The following is a 26,207-nucleotide window of genomic DNA, read 5'->3' as shown; positions in this document are numbered from 1 at the left end:
AATAAAATTTTGTACTCAATTTATATTTGAGAATTTTACTATTATTGGTCAGTCATCGTATCCCGGGTTTTGTTTTACCATGGGCTCTTTACTCAGCAAATCATCGCTTATAGGGAATAATTTCAGATAATCTTTTCCTTTCTTATTCTGAAGAGACGGAACCAAATCGAACGCTTTATCAAAACGTAATAAATCCCACCATCTTTTACATTCAAAGGCAAACTCCAACAAGCGTTCTTTTAGGATCACTTCATCATTATATTCTTTTGAACCACTGACAAAAACATGTTTACCAAAGTTCTCCCCATAAGCTCTTTTCCTTATCTGGTTAATCTCATCGGAAGGATCCATACCCAAGGCATTTTTCACTTCTGCCATCATCAACAGAACATCCGCATACCGGTAAAGAATAACATGACTCATAAAGTACCTTTGCCCGGCTTCCACCAACCCTTTTCCTTTCATGCACACACTTTGGTAATATTCCCGGCTACCGTCCTCACCATAAGTATATATTTCATACAGCGTACCTGCTTTCCGAGTATCATCAGGATCATAAGAATCGACCAACAATCTCGTCGGTGCAGTAAGCGACTGTCCGCTACCTGTAGGAAAAAGTGTATTTCTCGTTTCTTCGTCGATGTTTCCCGGAACTCCGGCTTGAATCAACCATGTATGCCAATAAAAATTATTATTTCTCTCGTCTTTCTGGTAATGTGCACAAAACAGGAGTTCTGAATTGAACTTATTGCTCACATCAAAAATTTTCCCAAAATCAGTAATCAAATCAACACCCGGTTGTTTAACTTCCTTCAGGGCATTCAATGCTATTGTGAAATCCTTTTCTCCTTCACTCAGACGTTTCCCCGTCCAAAGATAAACATCACCCTTCAAAGCATTTGCGGCAGGTTTATTCCAGTAGATTCTCCCGCTGGCAGGTGCACCGCTGCTAGGATGATCCGCAAACAACTCAATCGATTTATCGATATCACTTTTTATAAGAGTAAATACATCCTCGACAGACGACCTCTCTTTATAAAGCACTTTTGGGTCTGTCCCTTCAACCGGTTCCGTACGGATAATCAAGTCTCCCCAGGAGCGAGCCATTACATAATAAGCATAAGCCCTCATTACATAAGCTTGTGCCAAATAATAGTTTTTATCCGCCTGGGAATTGAAATCGATACCATCCGCATATTTAATTATCAGATTACACGAATTAATCAATGAATAAAAGGGTTTCCAGGAAACCCCGACCGTAGCAGAAGTAAGCGTATTATTAAAATAAATATCATATCCGCCGCTACTGCCTGAAGCATTTAAACCGGAAGTTTCGGCACGAGATTCCCCCAGTACAAACAGTTCTTCGTCCACCTCCCGCAAGTAAGTGTACATACCCTGAATTGCGGCCTTAACATCTTCTTCCGTTTTCCAAAATGAATTACCGCTGATTACACTTGGCAGTTCCACGTCCAGAACATTACAACTTACCAACGAAGTAAACAAGACCGCTATTATCGCGTTTCTAATTATTCTGATTCTATTTTTCATAACGTCATGTTTTTAAAATGTAAGATTAGCTGAAAAAGTCACGTTTCTAGGCATTGCATAGCGTCCGTCGTCGGTTCCTCCATCCTCCGGGTTCAGGCCTTTATAACTCGTAAGGTATAAAAGGTTACTACCAGTGACAGATACACGAACATTACTGATTCTCGCTTTTTTAAATATCTCAGGTAAGAAAGAATAAGAAAGAGTTACCTCACGGAAACATAAAAAATTGCCCTTTTCATAATACATCGAACCGGGTCTTGCTCCTGTTGCATTACACTGTGTAAAATTACCCCTGTAGAAACGAGGATAATCCGTCACATCCCCTTGCTTTTTCCAGGAATACTTTACTACATCCTGCGTCATATTGTTGTCACCGAACAAACTGTAATCCAAGAACATTTTCGCCCAGTTATAAATAGTATGACCGGCCGTATAATCCGCCCTTACATAGAAGTCGAAGCCACTAAACGATAAATTACTGGAAATTCCTCCCGTCCACTTCGGATATTGATTACCCATATATACCCGATCTTTCGAATCGATTTTACCGTCACCGTCGGCATCCAACCAATTTACATCACCTCCGAATTTAGTCCTGTCTTCAATAGTTATAAGCATGTCTTCCGGAGCTTTGGCAGCCTGTTCATCGGTCGAATAAACACCCAATTGCTTATATCCGAACATATCCCCCATAGTTCCTCCTTCTTGCAAGCCTCCCTGCCAGGTATATTGCTTTTTGGATACATCCCATACATATTCACCTCCTATACGGTTGTTTTCCACACCGTTTTCCGGTAATTCCAAAATCTTATTCTTCACTCTCGACGCGTTAAACCCGATCGTCCAACTGCCATCTTTTCCAAAGCGGAGTATTTCGGTATTAATTTCCAATTCCACACCTTTATTCTCCAAGCTTCCCAGATTAGTATATACGTCCCCCAGACCTGTAGACGGCGGTAGTGTAAACATTGTAATCAAATGATCGGTCTTCCTCCTGAAATAATCAGCCGTAATATTCAATCGCCCGTTCAAAAATTTAAAATCACCGCCGATATCAAATGTCTTCGAACGTTCCCATTTCACATCATCGTTTGCCGGATAGCTGATACGGATAGCCGGATTACCGAAGAATGTCTGTCCCACGCTATAATTACCATCGGCGGCCCAATCGGCAAGTCCGTTGATATTACCGTTCACACCATAGCTGGCACGCAATTTAGCCTTCACGATTTTCTTCAACCCGTCCGGATAAAAAGTCTCCTGATCGATATGCCAACCTCCCGAAATTCCCGGGAAGAATCCATATCTGTTATTACGTCCCAAGTTAGAGGCTCCATCATAACGAGCACTAAAAGACAACAAGTATTTGTTTTTGTAATTGTAATTAACCCTACCGAAATATCCCATCATCTTATGCGTAGAACTCGAACTGGAAGCTACAGTTCTTTCAGCAATACCGTTCACGGTCGTAATATTATCCGTAGCGCCTCCTCTACCCGCAGCCATGATCGAATCTATGATACGTTCGGTATAATTTAATCCCAACATAGCAGAAAAGTGATGATCTTCCCAAAATGTTTTCGTATAATCCAATACGGCATCCACCTGATAATGCGACCATTGATCATTGCTGGCAGAAGCCTCTCTTGTTTTAACTTGCTGGTTCGGCCCATTCCAATATGCCGGCATAAAACGATTCTTTTCCGTATTTGTTTTATACAAAGCTATTTGAGGTCTGAAGGAAAGCCCCGGTAATATAGTCCAATCTGCCCCCAAAGAGAATGTATAGTTCTCCGACTTATCCGTATATTTCGCAATTGACATGGAATACAATGGGTTACTCATCCCCCATTGCGAGCCAGGAGCATACGAGCCGTCCTCAAAATAAATCTTGGCAGTCGGGGCCAAACTGGCATTTCTATAAAACGAAACAGCAGAGTTGAAAGGCGACGTATGAGTTCTTGTATTAGAGTAATACACTCTTCCAGTAACATTCAAATTATCCAACACCTGTACTTCACCATTAATATTGAAAGAAAAACGATTATAATCCGTTGCACGTAAAGTACCTTCGTTCTTCAGATAACCTATACCAGCCAAAAATTTTGCCCGTTCGGAGCTGCCACTCACTTCTGCATGATGATTATGGGAAAAGCCGGTGCGATAAGCCAGATCTGACATCTTATTATCTTGGAATATCAACATTTGAGAGGGGTCTATGGGATCCGGCATACTTATCCAGCCCTCATTCAGTTTATGTCTGTTCGAATCATTCAGATATTGTGTAGTGAACGCTGTTTGATTTGTCAAATTATTTCCTATACCATACCCTTTTGCCAGCCCCAACTCGCTGGTTGCATCCGGGAATTTATCCTGCATAACCATACCTGTACGATGTAAAGTCAGATAATCTTTGGCATTCGCCATTTTATATTTTTTTCCGATAGTCGATATGGTAAAGTCATATGAATACGAAACCGATGCTTTACCTGCCTTAGCTGACTTAGTGGTTACAATAACAACACCGTTCGACCCCTTCGCTCCGTAAATAGAAGTAGACGCAGCGTCTTTCAATACTTGTATAGATTCGATATCATTGCTTGACAAATGATTGATTTCGTCACGAGTAATACCGTCGACCACATACAAAGGAGCTGCCCCATCCGGATTCTGAATAGAAGTACCACCACGTACAACAATACGGGGAGCTTCACCGGGTTGTCCGGAAGTACTTTGTACCCTCACACCGGAAACCGCCCCTTGCAGAGCAGAAGCCAGGTTACCATAAGGCACATTTTCCAGTACTTTATTATCGACCTTCGAAACAGATGTCGTCAGCAATTCACGTGATTGCGTACCATAGCCGATCACGACAACTTCATCCAAAGTCTGCAAATTCTCCTTCAGAGTTATATTAAATCTATTCTTTCCTCTAACAGATATTTCCTGTCCGTCATATCCAATATAGGAAACGAGTAAACTACTGTTGTCGCCTACCTTAAAAGAGAATCGACCATTCATATCCGTAATAGTTCCGTTGGTTGTTCCCTTCTCCGAAATATTGACACCAATAACAGGTTCCCCCCTTTCATCAACAACAATTCCGCTAACCTCTTTTTTTTCTGTCGATTTCGGAGTTTGCACAGAAGAAACGGTTATCAGGATTTTATTGCCCGATACCTGATATTGAAGATTTCGTTTCGATAGAATATCAGTTAATATACTTTTCAGTGATCGTTCTTTCACTGAAACTGTTACAGGGTCTTTTCCCACAAGATCAGCATCCCGATAAGAGAAACGGTAAGTTGACTGCTTTTCTATTTCCTGAAAAAGACGAGGTAATGTCACATTCTTTAGTTTCAAGTTAACATTACCTGTTTGCGCATTCGCTGGTATAGTTGTTAAAAAGATAAAACTTAGTACAAGTAACAAGTTTGTTACACAAAAATTCGTACTTTTACATCTTAACTTAATCAAGTGTTGAATTACATTCATAATAAGAAATTTAAAGTTGACTTTTAGTTTTTTTACTGCTATGCTATCACATAGCTTCGCGAAACTGAATTCGACGATTTATCCGGAGAGCCGGCCCGCTTTCCGGATATTTTTTTCTTTCTTATGTTTTCATTTTTCTTATTTTTTTAAGGTTAATACTTCATTTATTTGTCGCAAAAATTTGAACTTCACTCCCTTTTATTTTATAATCAAAACCGTAATGTACTTTCAATATATCTATGACCTCTTCAATATCTTCCTTATCAAACACACCGGTATAGGTATCCTTAACAAGTGAAGAATCCATGATTTCAAAAAAGACACCATATTTTCGTCCTATTCTCTTCAATACTGCATCCATCGGTTCCGACCTAAACACCAGTTCTTTACTTACCCAGGCTGTTTCCAAGACATTCGAAGTCCCTATTTTCATCATTATCCCCGTTTTCTTATCATAAATAACTTTCTCGTTGGGAACTACATTCATTTTCTCAAAAGGCGGGCAGACAGAAGAAACAGTCACACTACCCTGCACCAATGCCATTTCCAGTATATCCTTATTGGAATAAGCATATACATTGAACGAAGTACCAGTTACTTCAATATCCATAAATTCGGTATTCACTACGAATTTTTTTTGCATGTCTTTCTGCACATCGAAATATCCTTCCCCGGAAAGAGACACACGGCGGTCTTTTTTTCCAAAATCCTGTTTATACGAAAGCACAGATTCAGAATTAAGTTTAACAGCCGTTCCATCCGGTAAAGTGATTGAAACCCGCTCTCCTTTTCCGACTTTGACTTCCATAACCCGGTCTGCTAACTGAGTAATTTCACGGTTATCAACATAGAAATAGACCGATAAGCTTCCCATTAGTAAAAAGGCCACAGCTGCTGCGATTTGTCGCCAGGCCAACTTTCTTATTCCGGGAACAGGCTTTACATTCATTTCTTGCCGGATACGAAGCAATAGGCTTTGGGCATCTTCCGACGATAAACATTCGTTATTATCCCAACTATTCCAACTATCGAGCAATACAGGAAAAAGTTCTTCATCCGAATGATTATTGATTTCCTGCCTGAGTTCACGAAATTCTTCTCGGCTTATTTTTTCAGCCTGATATTTCGTTAACCAATCTTTCAAATTTCTATATACTGATGTACTCATAAACCGGAGATTTCGTTTGTTTATGAGTTATATCCCGAAAGGCTACATTTATAACATGCATTTTCGCATGCTATAAAACATATTTCTCAGAAGTATATCGTGAATAATATAAACAAGTAGGAATAATTGGATAATTCTCTACGCAATACTTTCAATGCCGCTGAAAGTTGGTTACGCACAACCTGTTCCGTTATAGATAAGCGGGAAGCTATCTCTGTAATAGAAAGATTATATTCTTTATTCAGAGTGAATATTTCTTTTTGGCGGGGTGTCAGCTTCTGTTTGGCAGTTTCTAATTCTTTCAGGAAAAGATCAAAATCATATTTAGCTTCTACATCTTCCGCTGAAACGACTTCTTTTTTGATCTCCAGATAATTCTCCATTTGCGGATGATTCAATTGACGGCGAAGCTCTTTCAATAAAAAATGATAGGAAATTGTAAACAAATAGGCCTTGAAGGATGTATCCGGATTTATACCGGCCCGGTTCGTCCAGATCTTCACAAACGTTTCTTGCACCACATCCTTTGCTGCACTGTCCGATTTCAGATAAGAGAATGCAAAACGGTAAAGCCTGGCGCCCCAAAGATTGTACAGAGCGTTAAAACTAGACTCTGATCCTTCGGTTAACTCTTTCAATAATTTTCTTTCCTCCAACATGCTTCCCGTTTCCTTTTTGAATCACAAATATATGAAATAAAAAATACCCGGGCATAGTAGGATATATAATAAACTTACTATTGCCCGGGATTTCATTCTACCACTTTTATAATAAACAGGTAGTTTTCTTTTAAAGGATCGCCTTATTTAGCATTCAACACGATCTGATCTACCGTTTTCCCTTCCAGATCCATTACTTTTAATTCCAGTTTATTGTCCTTAGTGACACCCTTTACAACCGTTTTATGGGCATTATCTATGACAGAAAATTTAACCGAAGAAGTAGGTTTGTTATTGAAATAACGATGTAAATGCCCGGATAACATAACATCGACATTCGCCTCATTTAAAATCGGGACAAATTTTTCCAACACTTCTTTTTGTCCATGCCATAATCTTTTATCCGGCAACGGAGGCATGTGAGCAATGATCACTCTGTATTTTGCCTCCGTAAAATCCTTTGATCTCACAGCTTCAGCCAACCATTTCGCCTGTTCTGTCCGATAGTTGTCATAATCAGTTATGCCACTATATTCAATATCTGAATCCGGCTTATCCTCTCCCGTATCCAGGAAGATATAACAGATCGGTCCCTGACGAAGAAGAAAATACAGATGAGGTTCCTTCGGTGAGAAATAATGCTGAAACGAAGCAGCAAATATACCACGAGTCTCATGATTTCCACGGGCATAATACATCGGAGTTTCTTTGGCAAACATATCAATGGAAACATCCATAAAGCCAGTGAAAAGCTCTTCTTCATTCTTTAGCTGGCTCAACATATCGCCATTAAAAATAACCATATCGGTATTCTTATAGTCTGCAACTTTCAACAGTTGGGGAATATCACTCGTACGACCGTGAATATCATTGATCATAATGAATGATGTCTCCGATTTATTCCGGTCATTCGTTTTAAAAACCAGAGGATCGGCTCCGTATACATCTGTTGCAGCCACCTTCCCGTACATAATTTCAACACCCTGGTGATTGAGAACTTCCTCTGCATAAACACGATAACGATAGTTTGTACCCGGGGTCAGTCCGGTTATTTTCACCGCATGAAGCAAAGAAGTATTTTTTACCCCGTTGGTTGAGTCGAAATACTTCGGACGGGCTTCCTGGTAATAATCGCTACCGTCGTCAGGAGCCAATTCCACCCACCCGACGGATGGCTTACTAGCCATCCAGACGATCGTAACTTCCGTTTCTTTGAGGTTCTGAAGATAAGGACCATGTTTGATCGAAATGCGATCCTGAGCAAAACCCAATACGGAAAAACATATACAAAGTAAACTTAACAACAATCTTTTCATATTTCTGCTATTATTCATATCCTTCATTCTGTTTTAAATTTGGATTTTTATCGAGTTCTGCCTGCGGGAACGGTAAATATCGGTTATGCGTACGGAATGCACGGTCTTCAATCTTCCGCAATGATTCATTGGATGCCGTTGGAGTATCAACGGTTGCCCGCAAATCACGATCCGGCTCATTCACATTGACAGTTCCTATCATACGATATAAAGTACCGTTCAACCGGGTTTCTGCCAGCATTTTTCCATTTTGATCTTTCCAACGTAACAAGTCTGCGCGACGTAAACCTTCCCCTGCCATTTCGATACAACGTTCGCGGCGAACCAGTTCACGAAGTTTTTCCTGTGTGTTATACTTTACCCTGTCTACAGCGACATGACCGCAGCGTGCCCTGAGCTGGTCCAATATACTATACGCTTCCTCCAGATTTTCATTCTTCTCAATATCGATTTCAGCAATCGTCAGTAATACTTCTGCATAACGGAACAAAATCGGACAGGTATTTTCATTATCCAGCGAGGCTGAATACTGGGATAAAGGAACCGTATATTTAGCCCAGATCATACCGGTCCGGGAAGAATTATCGGCAGCATCCATATAATCGGCATTCGAGCTGCCGTCGATCGATTTATCCAATGTATTTATCACACGCTGTTTTCCGTCAGAACCAATCCAATCCATTCCCGGATAGAGGATTGTCAGAGCCAACCGAGGATCTCTGTTTGCAAAAGGATGTACTGGGTCATAGCCTGATCCCTCCTCTTCCGGACGTAATCCGGACTTCATTTCATACATATCCACCAGATTCTGCGTCGGTACCATGGAAGCCCAGCCTCCATCCTGATTATTGAACATACGAATCATATTAGAAAATTCATATGTATTGCTTACATGCTGCATAGCGTATATGATCTCTTTCGATCCTTGTCCTTTTATGCTGAACATCTCCTGAAAATTCGGATCCAATTCATACTGGTTCAGATTCTGAATAGCACGGGCAGCACTCATCGCCAGGTCGAGATCCCCCCAATACAGAGCAGCACGCATCTTAATAGCCAAAGCCGTACCCTTGGCAATGCGACCACGTTGTGACGGTTTATCATTCAGGTCAGGAATAGCGGCATCCAGTTCGTCATAAACAAACTTTTTCACCGTCTCTTCCGAAGCCCGTTCAACCTGTGCTTCTGCAGACGTTTCCGGTTGATCGGTTATCAGAGGAACACCACCATACCAGAAATTCATATGAAAATAACGATATGCTCTGATAGTACGCACCTGAGCAAATAAATCTTTCTTTTCAGCCTCGTCTGCAAAAGTTACACTTTCTGCATTTTCCAGGAATGTGTTACAACGGCGGATGGTTACATAACTATAATAATTCACCGTTGCCGCCTGTGTCATCGAACCGTTTCCGGTTACTTTTAATGAACTTGTATTACTATAATTAAAACCAATATCCGAAAGGCAGTCGGCATAAAGAATATCTGTCGAACCATTTTTTGCCTCATTCCATTTATCATAGCAGGCAGTAACGGCACTCTGTACATCTTCCTCTGTCTGCCAGAAAGTAGACGGAGATAACTGATCGTATGGTTTCGTATCGAAAAAGTCATCACAGGAGCTTAATGCCGCTCCGCACACAACTAAAGATAGAGATAAATATTTTAATGATTTCATAATTCGTGAATATTAGAAGGTTATATTAACTCCGATTGAATTTGTACATACCTGCGGATAATGAGAACCACGACCCGAGGGTGCTTCCGGATCGATATTAACCGGCAGGTTATCAAACTTGAACAGGTTTTCTCCTGAATAATAAATCTTGGCACGTGAAATGCCTATTCCCTTCAACCAACTGTCAGGTAAATTATATCCGAACTGGATATTTTTGATCCGCAGATAGTTCGTTTTGAATATCCAGAAGGTCGAATAATTCGAAGGAGTACTGTTAGTACGGTCAGACTCTGCAACACGAGGAAATGTCCCATCCGGATTTTCCGGAGACCAGGCATCAAACCAGGCAGTGGAAGGGTGAGAACTATCTCCGGTAAATTCACCGAATACCTCATTATTGAAATAACGCGATACACCACAGGCTCCCTGCATAAAGACAGACAGATCGAAATTTTTCCAGGAAGCAGACAGGTTCAAACCAAAAGTCACATTCGGCTGTTCGGATCCGGCAACATCACGGTCGGCTGAAGTCAGCTTTCCATCCCCATTCACATCTTTATATTTAATATCACCTGCTTTAAATGCATTACCGAAAGGATTTCCGTATTTTTCCGTATAAGCATCGGCTTCTTCCTGGCTTCTGAACAGTCCGTCAGCGACATATCCGTAAAAAGACTTATAGGCTGCACCTACCCGATTGATAAAATAGGCATTGTCTTTATCCACCATTTCATTTACACCGCCCAGATTCAGTATCTCATTCTTATTCACTGCCATATTGCCGGTCGCTCCAAATGTCCAATCATTCCACTGTTTATGGAAAGAAGCTGTTACTTCAAAACCCGAGTTACGCATGGCACCTACATTATCCTTATATGGATCGAGTCCGAAACTACCGGGAACAGGAACATCCATAATGATACCGGTTGTTTTACGATTGTAATAATCCAAAGTCAAATCCAGACAGGAAAGTACACTTAAATCAAAACCGATACCCCAGTTCGATGATTTTTCCCAGGAGATAGAAGATAATTTCTGTGCTTTCTGCATTATACCTGTATTTACATTTCCGTCAAAAGGATAATTACCGCCACTGCTTGAACCGATCGCATAAGTGATCAACCAGGGATAATAATCGTCTAAAGCCTCCTGGTTTCCCAGCTGTCCCCAGGATGCACGCAGTTTCAGAGATTGCATCCAATCACGTGCTCCTTCCATAAAACCTTCTTCAGACATACGCCATCCGGCAGAAAGAGAAGGGAAATATCCCCAACGGTTATCGGGGCTGAAACGGGAAGAAGCATCCGCTCTAAAGTTCGCTTCAAACAAGTATTTTCCGGCATAATCATAATTCACACGCCCAAAATAAGACATCATAGCCAGTTCGCGGGAATATCCCTCATTGGTTTGTGTCGACTGTGTACCGGCATTAATATCCGTCATATCATTATTCGGGAAACCCTTACGATAAGCCTTGGTATATTTATAATTATACTTTTCAATACGATAACCGACCATTGCTTTCAGATTATGGTTACCAAAACTCTTGTCATAATTCATCAACAAATCCAAAGATGTACGGTTCCATAAATAAGTCCGTTCATCCAGAGAATTAGGACCATGATATTTAATCGAATTATATTGAATATCCTTAACAAATTCTTTCCTGTCCTGAACATCGGATACATATGCCCCCTGTGCAGTAAATTTCAGACCTTTCATCACATTATAATCAACGGCCAGAATACCTGAAAAGTTCTGATTGTTACGATTCAATGTCTGATCCAGATCCAACCAGGCAACAGGGTTACCATCACCGATAGTTCCATAGGTTCCGTCTTCATTTTTATACGGTATCCAGGGAGCGATACGGTTCAACTGACGGATAATCTGATCGGATCCTCCTCCTACGTAAGAGTTCGTCGGGTCTGCATAATCATTATGAATGAACGACATATTTGCACGGACATTAACATGATCCGATAATTTGGCATCCAGATTCGTTCGCATGTTGAACTGTTCACGGTTGCTATGCTTCATAATACCATTCTGATTCAAATACCCTACCGAAGCCATGTATTTTATGTTTTCAGACCCACCGGATAAATTTATATTATGTTGGTGCATAAATCCATTTCCGGCAAAGCCCAAATCATTCCAGTCTGTATCCGGATGGCCGTAAGGATCAGTTCCGTCACGGAACAAGCGGATGTCATCTTCTGTAAAGCGGGGAGCTTTACCACTCGATTCCAACGCTTTGTTATAGTAAGTCGCAGCATCAGCAGAGTTCATTCTTTCTACAAAACCAGTAGCAGTCTGCCAACCGAAAGTGGCATTATAAGCAACGACAGGACGACCGGAACTACCGCGTTTTGTAGTAATCAAGATGACACCATTGGCTGCCTTCGAACCATAAATAGCAGCTGATGCAGCATCTTTCAGAACGGAAATAGACTCAATATCATTCGGATCGATCTGATTCATAGATCCTGATTCTATTCCGTCAATCAAAATATAAGGATCTGAATTATTGAGGGTTCCCGTACCACGCACACGTATACTGGTATTGTCGCTAGAACCAGGACGTCCCTGGCCTGCAGTAATCGTCAACCCCGGCACAATCCCCTGAATACCGGAAGCAACAGAAGTAATAGGACGTTGTACCAATTCCTGACTGGAAATAGAAGCGACAGACCCGGTCAAATTCACTTTCTTCTGAGCTCCGTATCCCACCACAACGATCTCTTCCAGTTTCTGTGTATCCTCCATCAATTTAATATCGAAAGTAGATTGATTTTTAACCGGAATCAATTGCTCTGTATAACCAATATAAGAAATACTCAATGTAGCACCAGCAGATACTTCCAATGCAAACTTACCATCCATATCAGTAACTGTACCGTTCGTAGTTCCTTTTTCTACTACATTCGCCCCGATAACCGGTTCACCCGTTGCATCGACAACCGTACCTTTCACCGTTCGATTCTCCTGTTGCGGAGCAACTGATGTCGCTTTCAACGTCAGCACGATCAAGTTTTCTTTCTCTTTCTTGTAAGTGATATCCGTACCGTACAATAACTTATCCAGCACTTCTTCCACCGGAGCATCTTTTACCGTCAGAGATACGATCTTATCCAGGCTGGATAAATCTTCATTATAAAAAAACTGATAATTCCCCGAACGTTCTATTGCCTTCAAGGCTTGTCGTAAAGTCTGCTTTTGAATACTTACCGATATCTGACCTAAGAGGGAAGGCGATATCAACAATATAAATAATACTAATTTAACCCAGCTAAATTGCCGTTTTTTAAGGACGTAAATAGTCCTGCTAATTAAATAATTCATAAATTTGTAGAGATTAAAGGTATTTACTAATTGCACTTACTATTTGCGAGATACCTAAGTGCGGTTATAAATCACGATAGGGGATGGTGCCAGGCACTGTCCCTTTATTACTCCTCTCATTCTGTGTTTTTCATATCCCATAATTTAAAAGTTAAACAACAATATATCTATTTCAATGCTTTTTCATAATATGCTTTCTGCTTCACATTCTCCCGTAAGATAATCAAGCTATCCTTCACTTCATACGACAAAGGAGAAGTCAGGGATAGTATCTGTAAAATACTTTCCAAACTGGTATTTCCGGGTGTTCCTGTAAAACGATATTTTTTTAATGATTCCGATTCAAAAACAATGCGGGTATTGTAATAGCGTTCCAGAGTGTGAACGATATTTTCAAAAGTTTCCCCTTTAAATGTCAGTTCATTGAATTTCCAATTAATATACTCTTTAGCGTTTTCCACACTACTCTTTTCCATATGCCCGGTCTGCTTATCAAAGACTATTCTTTCATTCGGATTTAATATCAGGCGATCATAACTGCTTGATACTTCAACTTTTCCAGTCATTAAAACAGTGGATATATCCTTTTCTTCTTTATAAGATTTCACATTGAAGCTAGTGCCCAATGCCCGGACTGCCAAATCATTCGTCTCCACAATAAAAGGGCGATCCTTATCGGGAGCCACTTCAAAATAGGCTTCACCTTCCAGTTCCAGGATTCTCTCTTTAGATGTAAAGCGGCTTCCATAAATCAATCTTGAATCGGAATTAACCCATACTTTAGAACCGTCAGGAAGTACAACATTTGCTTTTTGCCCTTTTTCGACCGAGACAATCATATCTTGCATCTTCTGCTGTTCCATAGCATAACGATAGACTGAGATTCCGGTCAATAATAAAAGTATTATAACAGAAGCTATGCGGGCAGTCCATAGATAAATTGTACGATATTTATTCCTTTTCAGCGGTGCCTGTTGTGTTTCCAAGCTGATTTTCTTCTTTATCTGTCCCAGTAATTTTTGTTGTAAATCAGTATCCATTCCGGAAGAAGCAGCATCCCATTCCTCATCCATCCAATCCTGAAACGAACCTTCACTTTTCAGCCATTGGATCAATATCTGCACCTCTTCCGGCGAAGCTTGCTTCAACAGAAACTTATCGAATAATTGTATGTAATCTTGCTTTTCCATTATTTTGTTCTATTAGGTATACAGGCAACCGGAAAAAATCCGTTACCCGACTTCTCTTATTTAACTTTTATTAATCTATCAATAAATAAAGGAGTAAAGACACAGATAGACTGTAATGCTTATTTATCTTACTGCGCATGAAAGAGATAGCTTTGGTCAACTGAGATTCTACCGTGTTTTCCGAAAGATTGAGCTTCTCCGCTATTTCTTTGTTGGTTAACATATTGCGGCGACTTAATACGAATATTTCTCTACGGGCAGGTGGTAACTGGTCTATCAATGAGTCGATGTATTCTTCCAGCAGATGGTAATCAACTTCCTTTTCGGTGGTATTTTCAGTCGGCTCAGAAGTTTTAACTTTTTCCTGATAAAGATACTCCAGCATCCTATGCTGATAAATATTCACTAATTGATTTTTAGCGACGGTACACAGATAGGACCCGAAAGATTTGTCGGGATCGAGCAACCGGCGGTTTTCCCAGACTTTGACAAAGGTCGACTGCACGATATCTTCCGCCAGATAGCTATCCCCCTTTGAAATACGCATAACAAAATTATAGAGCTTACCGCTCCAAATAGTGTACAGGTATTCAAAAGACCGGGAATCTCCACTTCTAAGCTGATGAATATACAGTGATTCTTCGTTCATAATGTACATAGTTGCCTTTGCAAAGGTAAAAGAATTATTACATGATAAAAGAAAAAAGGTTACATGCTTTTGATTAAAAGCATGTAACCTTTTGCCGAAAAGCATATATACTTTCGGACTGATTTCTTATTTACTGAAATCTCTCGGAGCCGGTATCGGAGCTAACGGTTTACGGTTCTGAAGTTCTTTCATTACCTCTTCGATCGCTTTATTCAGCTGCTGGTCTTCACCGTTCCATTCCTTAATCGGATCGTTATCGATCAGGATATCCGGGTCAACGCCATGGTTTTCGATGATCCACTGGCCAGTCTTCGGATCGTAGCTGGTGAAGAACGGAACGCGGATATCGGTACCATCCATATAAGGCAATGAGCCACTGATACCGACGATACCACCCCAGGTACGCATACCGATCAGCTTGCCCAGACCAAGTGCGCGGAATCCCCACGGAAATAAATCACCGTCGGAAGCCGAATACTTATTAATCAAACAAACTTTCGGGCCAACCTGTACGGCATCAGGCACTGTTCCGACATGATTCGAGCCCCGGCGCATCGTCAGGCGATACGGTTCACGGGAAAGACGTTCCAGGATCATCGGGGAGACATTACCACCACCGTTCGCACGGTCGTCGATGATCAAACCTTCCTTATCCAGTTGCGGATAGAAATAACGGGAAAATTCATTCAGGCCTTCCACACCCATATCCGGGATATAGATATATCCGACACGACCATTCGTAGCCTTATCCACCTTCTTAATATTGTCCTGCACCCAATTATAGTGATACAAAGAATATTCTTCGGCAAGCGGGCTTATTACGATCTTACGTGCACCAGCCAACTGGGGCTTGCTGTTCAATGAAAGTTCGGTAGGCACACCGGCTTTACCGACCAACAAAGAGAACATATCCTTCACGCTGTTAGTAGGAACACCGTCTATAGCCACGATGAACTCACCGGCTTTGGCCTCGATACCCGGTTCCGTCAGCGGAGAACGCAAGTCCTTGCTCCAGGAAGCACCCGGTAAGATCTTTTCCAAACGGAAGAAACCACTCTTATCGCGTGAGATCTCCGCTCCCAATAAACCAGTCTGCACACGGTCCGGACGATCCAGTTCACCCGGGTTCACATAAGCGTGACCGCAGTTCAGCTCACCGATCATTTCGCCGATTACGTAATTCAGGTCCAAACGAGTTTTTACATAAGGCAGAAGGACTTCATATTTTTTCTTGATAGCTTTCCAGTCCACTCCATGCATATTCTCTACATAGAAACCGTCACGGTAAGCACGCCATGCCTCATCAAAGATCTGCGCCCATTCTTTCGGATAATCGGTTGTGATCTTCATGTTGGAAAGATTCACGGCCTCACTCAGATCGACCTTACCCGAAGGAATATCGGTCACGTATATCTGTCCGCCTTTATAGAACAACGCTTTTTTGCTACCGGGAGCTACAGACATGGAAGCACCGTCGGCTACACTTTCTTCTTTTTGTTTTTCCAGATCGTATACTTTCACACCACCACGGCCCCAATAATAAACTTTATTACCGTCTGCATAGAAATTTCCATAACGGGAACCTGCCAGCGGAAGCTGGATGATACGGTCGGAAATGCCATCCATATCTATCTTCACAACCGGACTTTCAGCAGCTGTTTCCTTCTTTCCGTCTATCTTCGGCTCTTCTTTCTTCGCCTTATCATCTTTTGCTACAGCCACTTCCGCATCTTTTTCCAGGAAAGGAGAAGGTGTATCTTTCGATAACAATACCAGATAAACACCTTCCATATTATTATATACATGATTCCATTCCAAGGAGCCGTAAGTCGGATTAAAATCACGGGCAGAAGAGAACACCAGATATTTTCCGTCACGACTGAAAACAGGTGAATCCGAATTATACCACTTATCCGTTACAGGATATTCTTTCTTCTCCGCGATATTGTAGACATAAACAATACTGTGCTCATTCGTTCCCGGGCGGGAATAAGTCAGCCATTTACTGTCGGGAGAATAGGTTACATCCCGGATCTCAGCCATCGGATCCTGCAACAAAGTCGTTACCTGCCTGGTCGCTATATCCAGCAGGTTAACACGATTCTTACGATCTGTATAGACGATCGTTTTTGAATCCGGACTCCATACAAACGAACGGATATAAGTATCGTTGTCCTTTGTCAACTGAACAGGTTCACCGCCTGTTGCGTCCTGCATATAAAGTTCAGTTTCACCGGTACCGTCAGAAATATAAACGATCATTTTACCATCGGGAGACCATTGTGCTTCCCGGTCATGTTGACCCGGAGAACGAGTGATATTCTTCGTTACGCCTTTCTCTACCGGCAAGTTGAATACTTCGCCACGGGCAGTCACCACAACCCGTTTGCCGTCAGGAGAGATACTGGCTTCAGTCAGATACTGAGAACCGTCTTTTATCTCACTACGCGCATAAATATTATCAGACGTCAACTTGACCTCTACCTTTTCCGGCTTCTTGGCAGTCGCATCCATTTTATAAAGATAACCTCCATTTTCAAAAACGATCGTATTGCCGTTTGCGCTCGGGAACTTCACATCGTATTCCGTGAAATTAGTCACTTTAGCGGTTTGTTTGGTCTTTGTGTTGTAGACAAAGAGATTCATCGTACGATCACGATCCGAGAGGAAGAATATCTCATCTCCGATCCACATCGGGATAATATCCTGTGCGACATTGTCCGTAATGTTTTCTACCGATTTCTTTTCCGGATTATAGATCCAGATATCATCGGCCATACCGCCCTTATAATATTTCCAGGTACGGAATTCACGCATCACGCGGTTATAGGCCAACTGTTTTCCGTCCGGAGAATAGCTACAGAAACCGCCTTCCGGCAAAGGGATCACTTCAGAAAGGCCGCCTTCTTTATCCACCGTATACAATTTCCCGTCGAAACCACTACTGATACGGTTACGGTAAACGATACGGCTTCCGTCAGGAGTCCAGTTCATTACGATATTGTTAGGTCCCATGCGGTCGCCCAGGTCATCACGCTGGTTGGTTGCCGTATAGGTAACACGCAAAGGTTCTCCTCCCGTAGAAGGGATCGTGTACACTTCCGTGTTTCCATCGTACTGTCCGGTAAATGCAATTGTTTTACCATCCGGAGAAAAACGAGGGAACATTTCATACCCAACATGCGAAGTCAGACGCTGGGCCTCTCCACCTGTAACCAGAACTTTATATAGATCGCCGGCATAGGAGAAAACGATCTCATTACCATTAGTCGCCGGAAAACGCAACAGGCGTGCATTGTCCGCAGCCATGATCAAAGTCGGAGTACCGGTTAAGGCAAGTAAGAAAAGGATAACTTTCTTCTTCATATAATGTTAATTTAATATGTCGCAAAGGTAGAAAAAATCTTTCCGGATAGTATCATCCAAAAACGTGTAAAAAAACAGATACATTGAAAAAGAATTCCGACAAATTAAACATAAAAAAGAGGATGCTGATTTTTTGTAACATCCTCCTTTTATTATCTTACTGACGCTTCAGATTCTCTTTAATAACTTTCCATTCACTCCAGTTGTCATAGCTGTCACTCTCAGAATCAAATGTTCTGGTACGATACCTGTAATAGAGATTAAAGCGATTTATGCCTGCCACGTCAGGTCCATAATAATTCTCAGCTGTACCACCGATCTGCTCTATTTCCATACAATTTTTATCAACAGGAACAACATTCAAAGCATCACCTTCCAAGATGGTTATCACCATACTATTTTCCCGGATGTAAGCAGCATCTTCTTTATAAGGCTTTGTATGAACCGTTGTACGAATCTGGTTTCTCGTCAAAGGAAATATTCGTTTGCCGGCAGCAATCATTGTTTCCAAACCATCTTTGATCTCGACACCTTTCATAAAGTAAGTGGTCTGGTCATCTTGGCTGGCATACTCATTTTCAAGCATGATACGGTAAAGTACACTTTGCAATTTCTCATTGAAAGTGTACTTGGATACAGACTTGATTTTTAACGGAATCATATAGATAGAATCCGGAGAAAGCCCTTCGGGACGAAACTCAATTGCCATCGTACCCAATACTTCACCGCCTTTAATGACCGCTTTGTAATCCGCTATGGAAAAATGTTGTGCACCTAATTCCCGAGCATACTTCGTCTCATCCAAATCGAAATTCAGCAAGTTATATTGTTCCAAAGCATCCGGAGCTCTTTCAAACTCTACTATAATATCTTCATTGTCAGATAATGTCCCACTCAGTCCCGCAGATACATATCCGACAGAAGCCTCTCCTGTCAACATATGGGAAATAGGAAACGCATGGTCGGTGTAGCTTAATGCATATACGATCTTTTCATACTGTTCTTTCTCGAACCGGCCTGTTTCATTACAAGATACCGAAATCAATCCTATGACTAATAAGGCAACTATCTTTTTCAATTTACATTCCATAATATTACTGATTATATGATTAATTATTCCATCCCGGATTCTGATCCATCATCGGAACTTTCCGGATCTCATTTCTACTGACCGGTAAGAATACCATCTTTTTATCCGTACCGCGATAACGGGCAAACGGATGGGTAACAGTTGTACGTGTATAGAAGCCTTCTTTCTCTTTGGCTTCCGTATTCATACCGACAATAGGTTCGCGGGCACAATCTTCCATAGTTCCCAAGCGGCGGATCGTATAGTAATAACGATTCTCATGAAAGAATTCAACCATCCACTCGCGTTCAATCACTTTCTTCAACTCACCGGGGTTTCCCAACTGGTTACTTGTCAATCCCGGCAAAGCAACACGAAAGCGGATCTGGTTAAAATACTTTGCTATTTCAGCTTCATTACGGCTATATGTGTAAGCGATGCCATCTTTGTCGGTAATGGTATGCGAACCTGACAGATTATTCAACGCTTCTGCATAAGAAAGTAGCATTTCTGCATACCGGATGATACCAAATGTTTTATTTAACACCTCCGAGTCGTTTCCTGCCCAGGCGTCATCATTATGGATGAACTTTTTAGATACATATCCTGTAACCGGATAATTACGTAAATCGCCATCAGTCTGGGTTTTCCCGGCAGTTCCGTCCAAACCATAGGTGACATCTTTGTTTTTACGGTTATTTTCAGAAGTAGAGCTACAAGGCCAGAAGCAACCGCTAAAACCTATATTGGCATAGAAACGCCATTCACGGTTATTATACATATTTGAAATACCAGTCTGCTGCTGATAACCTGACCTACGTTTTGAGTCGATCGTAAAGCCTTCTTCACTATAGGGATACTCTTCGCTCGAAGAATGGATATCATTACCGTCTTCCATATAATAGGCATCTACAAATTTCTGGGGAATAGCAATACCATTCCAACCTCCCAGCAATAAGACGGGGAAAGAATGTTTTGTATAGTTTTTAACTTGCCCGGAATTGCGCCCCCAAACAAATTCAGGGTTTTTAAATGCAATTGCTTCACCGGAAAACATGTCTTTATAAGAATGGTAAGGATCGATATCGCCTGCACCGTCCGGGAAATTCCCACTCGGAATATTCTTTGGCAATAAGGCTGTTGCTGTATCCCGCTTGACGGTATGTAACTGATAAATACCCATATTAATGACACGCTTGGCAGCATGAGCTGCAACAGCCCATTTCGATTCGTCGTAAGTCTGGGATACATAACTGACTCCGTCGGTACTTCTTTTCCAGTCAGCAAAATAACGACGAGCAGAAGCGCCTCCGTTAAAACTTGGACTTGCCTGCAGCAATCTTAAACGAGCAACCAGTCCGTAGGCAGCCCCACGGGTTGGACGTCCAAATTGTCCTACCGTCACATTCAATGGCATATATTCTGCTGCTTTTTCTAACTGTGTACAGATATAATCAACAGATTCATCATAAGTTGAACGGGGACGGTTATAATATTCAGGTTCCTCATTGGTTTCTAACAGGTCATCATCCAGTAAAACAACAGGACCATAATCAACCAAAATATTATAATAGGCATAGGCACGCATAAAATAAGTATAACCTAGCACTTCTCTCTCATCCAATGTTGTCAGGTCCTGGCATTTATCAATATTTGCCAGGATTGTGTTACAACGACGGATCACTTTATACATTTTTGGCCACACGTCACCAAAGCCCATCAGTTTATCAGGAGTGATCCTGTCTAATGCAAAGTTCATGCCTGGATATTCATCCTGATCCCATTGAGTAAAAGCTTCACCCGAAGCAAAAATACCCGGGGTTTTGGTAGATCCCCAAATTCCTCCTTCGTCATCAAACATGGTAGGTATATTCCATAAATATTTATTCAAGTTGATTTTATTAACGAAAATGGAATCATAATTGAATGTATCCACAAAATAATCATCCACATTCAAAAAATTACATGAGCCAAACATGGTTGCAGCAGTTACAAGAACTGTACCTACTATTGTTTTAATTGATTTCATATATATAAGATTTATGCCGTTAAAAATTTAAATACATTTGGAATGCAAAACGTCTTGGGATCGGATAAGCCGTCCCATTTGCATACGCCTGCTCAGGATCAAACAGTTTGACCTCGTCCCATACAGCCAGGTTGTAACCAACAAACTGCAGGTCGATAGACTTAACTCCCAGGAAGGCTAACTTTTTAGGAACCCAGTTATACGTCAGACTCAACTCCTCCAAACGCAAATATCTTGCGTTATCATGCCAGAAAGTAGAGAGCTGCGTATTATTTTCATTGTGTCCGTAAGTCAAACGGGGGAACCTCGCATTCGGGTTTTCAGTAGAAGGATCACCCGAATAAGAAGCGGGCGTCCAACGGTTATTCTGATTACCGACAATCTTCAGGACATTTCCTGTCTTATTTCCTTCAAATGGCATATATCCCATATTATAACCATCCCCTACATGATAAATGTCCGTACGTCCGGTGCCCTTGAACATGACAGCCAATGTCCAGTTCTTCCATTTAAACTCACCACCGAAACCATACATCAAACGAGGGAAACGGGAGTAAGAGATAGGTACTTTATCATCTGTATCAATGATGCCGTCACCATTGACATCTTTATATTTAATATCACCCGGACGGACTGTTCCGAATTGCTTCGGGCTACTATTTACATCCTGTTCATCCTTAAATAAACCTAAAGCAATATATCCACGGGTTATATTATACGGGTTATTAGCTATCTCTTGGTAACCATATTTCGGATAGGCCTGCTCCCATTCATCTACAAAGTTTGTTGAATAGGTGAAATTGCCCCTGATGGTATAAGAAATGTCTTTACCGATGTTATCAGAGTAAGATATATTACCATCAGAACCGTAACTTCTCATGCGCCCGACGTTGCCATAAGGCATGGTGATTGTTCCCGCAAACTCAGGTATCTGAGTGCGTTGCTGGAAAATACCCTCACGCAAATCGTTGAAATAATCTACTGTAAATGATACTTTATCATTTAGCATGCGGACATCCAGCCCTATATCTGTTTTCAAAGCGCGTTCCCATCCGAGGTTATTGGCACCGATGACACTTTCTATAAGACCTCCGGTGTTTGATCCCCAGCCTGATTCAGCTTCCGAATTTACCAACGTCAGATACGGAAAACGAGTATTGGAAATACGGTCGTTGCCTGCCGTACCATAAGATGCTCTGATCTTGGCAAAATTCAACCAAGGCACTTTATTCTTCATAAAATCGTAGTTTGTGAATACCCATCCCAAAGCTACTGAAGGAAAGAAGCCGAACTGTTTTCCCGGCTCAAAGTTTTCGGAACCAGTATACCCAAAGTTCAGGTCGATCATGTACGTATCTTTATAACCATAAGTAAGGCGGGCAGAAAGACCTTGATAACGCACCGGAATAGCAGCCATGCTGGTTGTAACATTGTTATTCTGCGCATCACTCATATAATAATATAGCAATCCGCCTATACGATGGTCTTCTGCAAACAGGCGGTCATAGTTCAATTTCCCTTCGAAATGATATTTACGCCAGAAGTAAGTCTTATTTGAATAAGTTGCAGCAGCAGAATTTACCTTACGAACCAACTGAAGCTCGCCACTTGTCGCACGACCTACGGCGGCATACAAGTCTGGCATGATGTAACGGGTTTCCGTATAATTGGATTCCGTATTTAACGCACCTTGCAATGTGGCTGTCAAACCTTTGGTGATCATTGATAAGTCCTGATCTAAAGCTAATGTTACCATGTTCTTGTATTCGCTGAAAGAGTGTGTACCTGTATGATTCAACATCACATAAGGGGAATACGCATTATCTGCATCGTAAGCAGGAAGAGCACCATTAGAGAACTTTGTCGGGATCGTCAATGGAGTCAACGCCGCCTGTGCGGCCCAGATCCGGTCGGTATTAGCCATACCCGGTTCGCTTTTGGTAGAGATGAATCCTTCCATTCCTAAATATAATTTAGTCGACTTAGTCACATTCATGTCAATGTTAGCACGGTATCCATAGTTATTGTATCCTACACTTGATTTATAACGGGATGTCGGATCTTGCCTATACGCTGATTCCTGCAAAGAAGCATTTAAACTGATGAAATAGCGAGCTACACTACCTCCTCCTCGAGCACTCATGTAATAGGTGTGTTGCAATGATGTTTTTTTCAATACTTCATCCTGCCAGTTTACGTCGGGATAGAGTTCGGGATCAAGCTTGTATCTGATCAAATCGAGTTCCATCGGCGAATAAAGCGGTTCCATGTCGGAAACGGCACGAGCTTCATTGGCAAGCTTAGCATAATCATAAGCACCCAGATATTCCGGCAGTCGAGTCAATTGAGAGATCGTCAGGTTGGCACGGACGGTGATCTGCAAGCGGTCTTCCTTACCGCGCTTTGTCGTTACCAAAACAACACCATTTGCACCGCGTACTCCATAAACGGCCGTGGCTGAAGCATCTTTTAATACGGAGAAGCTTTCAATATCAGCAGGATCGACATCACTCAAACGCCCTTCCAGTCCATCAATCAAAACCAAAGCACTGGAATTGGCACCGAAAGTACCGATACCACGTACCCAGAATTCAGAAATATTTTTACCTGGTTCGCCACTGCTCATCACCGAAATAATACCAGGTACACGTCCTCCTAATACATTATTGATATTAGTTGCCGGCATCTGCAAATCCTCCGCTTTTACACTGGTAATTGCACCAACTACACTGATCTTTCGCTGTGTACCCATACCTATTACAACTGCTTCTTCCAGCATGGTAGAAGATTCTGTCATCCGAATTGTCAGTTTATCATCCGGTTTATTCACCCGGTGTTCATAATTATTGTATCCCAGATAAGAGAAGATCAAAATATCATTGATGGCAGCTTTGATTGAGAAGTGTCCATTCATGTCTGTTGCAACTCCAACGCCCGGACGGTCCTTTAGATAGACATTTACCCCAGGCAAAGGCTCACCATTATCTCTATCTTCCACTACAACTCCTGATATAATCTGGTTGGATTGTGCAAATGCAAATAGAACCGTCAATAAAAAGAACGGTATAATGTATAATTTTCTTTTCATAATCATTTCAATTTATGCTAACATTTACTCGATTGCTAATTTCCTAATTAGTCTATTTTCATAATCAGCAATATAGATAATACCTTCATCATCAATAGCTACGCCGTCAGGAGCATTGAACATGGCTTCATCGGGATTACCGTCGCGGTAACCTTTCACACCAGGAATTCCAACAACTGTTGATACGATACCGTTTGTATCGATTTTACGGATTACGTGATTACCTCCATCGGCTACATATAAGTTTCCATCCTTATCAAAACAGATCTGGCGTGGAGCATTAAATTCTGCGAACTCACGTTCACCATCCATCCAACCTGCCTGATTAAGTGTTCCTGAAAATAATTTATGCTCTTTAGTTGTTAAATCGAAGGTATAAATACAATGTTTTTTCTGATAACAAAGGAAGAGAAGATTGGGATCTTTAGGATGAAAATATAAATAGCCGTCTGAGTTCGGCATCAAATCTATGGCAACGACATAAGCTGCTTTCGTACGTGCATTAAATTTTATCAACTGCCCATTGTAAGCACGTGTATAGATCATTCCATCTTTCGGATTAGGGGCCAACGAATGCTTATAGTCAATAGAGAAAGACTCTCCCTCAGCTGGTCGGGGAGATATTTTCTTTCCGGCCCATTGTAATTCAGGATCAAACTCAAGGAATACATTACCACCATCATTCGGAACGAAAATAACTTTCTTATCAGCATCCGTAGCCGGTGCATTCGGGTTAGTCATGCCATTTCCTTTATGAATGGTTGTTACCATATTACTTTCTTCATTGATCTGACGAAGCATATGGTTATTAAACTCTGATACAAAAATGTTTTTCTCTGCATCTATAATCAAATAGCGCGGAGAATGAAATTCAGCTTCCGCCAAGGTTCCGTCCGTACTTCCCTGTACACCTACTTTACCTGCAATAGTAGAAACAGTCACAGATGTAATGTAGGAAAACGTCTTTTCAAAAGCCAAAGAATCATTCCCTACGGCTACTGACACTTTACACTCGTCGCCTGGTTGTTTGGGAACGATTACATACAGCATATCGCCATTAGACTCAACTACAGCGGCTTTTTTCTGGTTAAAATAGACTCTCACATCTTCTGAGGCTATTCCAAAATTCTCCCCTTTAATGATCATTTTTGTAGCCATTCCGCCTGAATCGGGGTAAAATTCTGTTATTTTCACTGGTCTGGAAGGATCATAGGGTCCTTCTGAAATTCCGTTCTCTTTGTTATTGCAGGCAAATCCTAGCCAAAGAGCCACTCCAATCATCGACAACAATAGTTGTCTTCTTTTGGTTGAGTAATTCATAGTACTTTAAATCATTTAATTAATACAAAGTGCATTAGACAAAAAAGGTATTTTTAAATCTAAAGCTTATACCGAAGTAATATCATAAGATAGCACACTATTATATGGGTCACATTGCTTGCTTCAATGTGCATTAGTTCTGGTAGGACTTTACTTGCATTTTATAACTTTGAGTGGAATTTAGAACATTTTACAGGCTTTTATTTCTTCATTTGAAATCGATCTGGTTATTGTCCTCTATATTTCATATATGTTCTATAAAATATTATTTATTTAATAATTTT

The 26,207-nt window shown here is 41.3% G+C and carries 14 protein-coding genes; all 14 read right to left on the bottom strand.

The genetic code is table 11. The features are described from left to right. Positions 1–48 precede the first annotated feature (48 nt). The 14 genes from DWW23_RS20665 to DWW23_RS20600 all read right to left on the bottom strand — a co-directional run bounded on the left by DWW23_RS20665 (position 49) and on the right by DWW23_RS20600 (position 25,923). The gene (locus DWW23_RS20665) at positions 49–1,551 is read right to left on the bottom strand and encodes a RagB/SusD family nutrient uptake outer membrane protein (protein ID WP_122355732.1); all 1,503 of its coding nucleotides are present in this window, start codon (positions 1,549–1,551) and stop codon (positions 49–51) included. Positions 1,552–1,563: 12 nt separating this feature from the next. Then, the gene (locus DWW23_RS20660; protein ID WP_233564406.1) at positions 1,564–4,914 is read right to left on the bottom strand and encodes a TonB-dependent receptor; all 3,351 of its coding nucleotides are present in this window, start codon (positions 4,912–4,914) and stop codon (positions 1,564–1,566) included. A 292-nt stretch (positions 4,915–5,206) separates the two neighbouring features. After that, the gene (locus DWW23_RS20655) at positions 5,207–6,214 is read right to left on the bottom strand and encodes a FecR family protein (protein ID WP_122355728.1); all 1,008 of its coding nucleotides are present in this window, start codon (positions 6,212–6,214) and stop codon (positions 5,207–5,209) included. An 86-nt stretch (positions 6,215–6,300) separates the two neighbouring features. After that, complete coding sequence (locus DWW23_RS20650) at positions 6,301–6,873, bottom strand: RNA polymerase sigma factor (RefSeq protein ID WP_122355726.1); 573 nt, start codon at positions 6,871–6,873, stop codon at positions 6,301–6,303. A gap of 143 nt (positions 6,874–7,016) precedes the next feature. Then, on the bottom strand, positions 7,017–8,189 hold the full coding sequence (locus DWW23_RS20645) for an FN3 domain-containing metallophosphoesterase family protein (RefSeq protein ID WP_122355835.1): 1,173 nt from the start codon (positions 8,187–8,189) through the stop codon (positions 7,017–7,019). Between the two features lie 10 nt (positions 8,190–8,199). Further along, the gene (locus DWW23_RS20640; protein WP_122355724.1) at positions 8,200–9,867 is read right to left on the bottom strand and encodes a RagB/SusD family nutrient uptake outer membrane protein; all 1,668 of its coding nucleotides are present in this window, start codon (positions 9,865–9,867) and stop codon (positions 8,200–8,202) included. Between the two features lie 12 nt (positions 9,868–9,879). Further along, positions 9,880–13,065 carry a SusC/RagA family TonB-linked outer membrane protein gene (locus DWW23_RS20635; RefSeq protein ID WP_233564405.1) on the bottom strand — a complete coding sequence of 1,062 codons (3,186 nt, stop codon included), beginning with the start codon at positions 13,063–13,065 and terminating at the stop codon, positions 9,880–9,882. A 314-nt stretch (positions 13,066–13,379) separates the two neighbouring features. Then, positions 13,380–14,402 (bottom strand): FecR family protein, encoded by a 1,023-nt coding sequence (locus tag DWW23_RS20630; RefSeq protein WP_122355720.1) that lies wholly within the window; start codon positions 14,400–14,402, stop codon positions 13,380–13,382. Between the two features lie 70 nt (positions 14,403–14,472). Next, positions 14,473–15,051: an RNA polymerase sigma-70 factor gene (locus DWW23_RS20625; RefSeq protein ID WP_122355833.1), complete on the bottom strand. Its 579-nt coding sequence runs from the start codon at positions 15,049–15,051 to the stop codon at positions 14,473–14,475. A 126-nt stretch (positions 15,052–15,177) separates the two neighbouring features. Beyond that, positions 15,178–18,417, bottom strand: coding sequence for a S41 family peptidase (locus tag DWW23_RS20620; RefSeq protein ID WP_122355719.1), 3,240 nt, complete (start codon positions 18,415–18,417; stop codon positions 15,178–15,180). Positions 18,418–18,574: 157 nt separating this feature from the next. Continuing rightward, positions 18,575–19,507 carry a BT_3044 domain-containing protein gene (locus DWW23_RS20615; RefSeq protein WP_122355717.1) on the bottom strand — a complete coding sequence of 311 codons (933 nt, stop codon included), beginning with the start codon at positions 19,505–19,507 and terminating at the stop codon, positions 18,575–18,577. 19 nt (positions 19,508–19,526) lie between these two features. Then, on the bottom strand, positions 19,527–21,515 hold the full coding sequence (locus DWW23_RS20610; RefSeq protein ID WP_122355715.1) for a RagB/SusD family nutrient uptake outer membrane protein: 1,989 nt from the start codon (positions 21,513–21,515) through the stop codon (positions 19,527–19,529). Positions 21,516–21,534: 19 nt separating this feature from the next. After that, positions 21,535–24,603: a TonB-dependent receptor gene (locus DWW23_RS20605; RefSeq protein WP_122355713.1), complete on the bottom strand. Its 3,069-nt coding sequence runs from the start codon at positions 24,601–24,603 to the stop codon at positions 21,535–21,537. A 24-nt stretch (positions 24,604–24,627) separates the two neighbouring features. Then, entirely contained in the window at positions 24,628–25,923 is a 1,296-nt protein-coding gene (locus DWW23_RS20600; RefSeq protein ID WP_122355711.1) for an IPT/TIG domain-containing protein, read from the bottom strand. Positions 25,924–26,207: the final 284 nt, after the last annotated feature.

The sequence above is a fragment of the Parabacteroides sp. AF14-59 genome (genome assembly GCF_003479515.1).
GTDB lineage: Bacteria > Bacteroidota > Bacteroidia > Bacteroidales > Tannerellaceae > Parabacteroides > Parabacteroides faecis.
This window is presented reverse-complemented; position numbering and strand designations above follow the sequence as displayed.

What these genes read in the sequence shown, in the direction of transcription:
- DWW23_RS20665 (WP_122355732.1), bottom strand. Translation starts at nt 1,551, where the DNA reads ATGAAAAATAGAATCAGAATAATTAGAAACGCGATAATAGCGGTCTTG.
- DWW23_RS20655 (WP_122355728.1), bottom strand. Translation starts at nt 6,214, where the DNA reads ATGAGTACATCAGTATATAGAAATTTGAAAGATTGGTTAACGAAATAT.
- DWW23_RS20650 (WP_122355726.1), bottom strand. Translation starts at nt 6,873, where the DNA reads ATGTTGGAGGAAAGAAAATTATTGAAAGAGTTAACCGAAGGATCAGAG.
- DWW23_RS20645 (WP_122355835.1), bottom strand. Translation starts at nt 8,189, where the DNA reads ATGAAAAGATTGTTGTTAAGTTTACTTTGTATATGTTTTTCCGTATTG.
- DWW23_RS20640 (WP_122355724.1), bottom strand. Translation starts at nt 9,867, where the DNA reads ATGAAATCATTAAAATATTTATCTCTATCTTTAGTTGTGTGCGGAGCG.
- DWW23_RS20630 (WP_122355720.1), bottom strand. Translation starts at nt 14,402, where the DNA reads ATGGAAAAGCAAGATTACATACAATTATTCGATAAGTTTCTGTTGAAG.
- DWW23_RS20625 (WP_122355833.1), bottom strand. Translation starts at nt 15,051, where the DNA reads ATGAACGAAGAATCACTGTATATTCATCAGCTTAGAAGTGGAGATTCC.
- DWW23_RS20620 (WP_122355719.1), bottom strand. Translation starts at nt 18,417, where the DNA reads ATGAAGAAGAAAGTTATCCTTTTCTTACTTGCCTTAACCGGTACTCCG.
- DWW23_RS20615 (WP_122355717.1), bottom strand. Translation starts at nt 19,507, where the DNA reads ATGGAATGTAAATTGAAAAAGATAGTTGCCTTATTAGTCATAGGATTG.
- DWW23_RS20610 (WP_122355715.1), bottom strand. Translation starts at nt 21,515, where the DNA reads ATGAAATCAATTAAAACAATAGTAGGTACAGTTCTTGTAACTGCTGCA.
- DWW23_RS20605 (WP_122355713.1), bottom strand. Translation starts at nt 24,603, where the DNA reads ATGAAAAGAAAATTATACATTATACCGTTCTTTTTATTGACGGTTCTA.
- DWW23_RS20600 (WP_122355711.1), bottom strand. Translation starts at nt 25,923, where the DNA reads ATGAATTACTCAACCAAAAGAAGACAACTATTGTTGTCGATGATTGGA.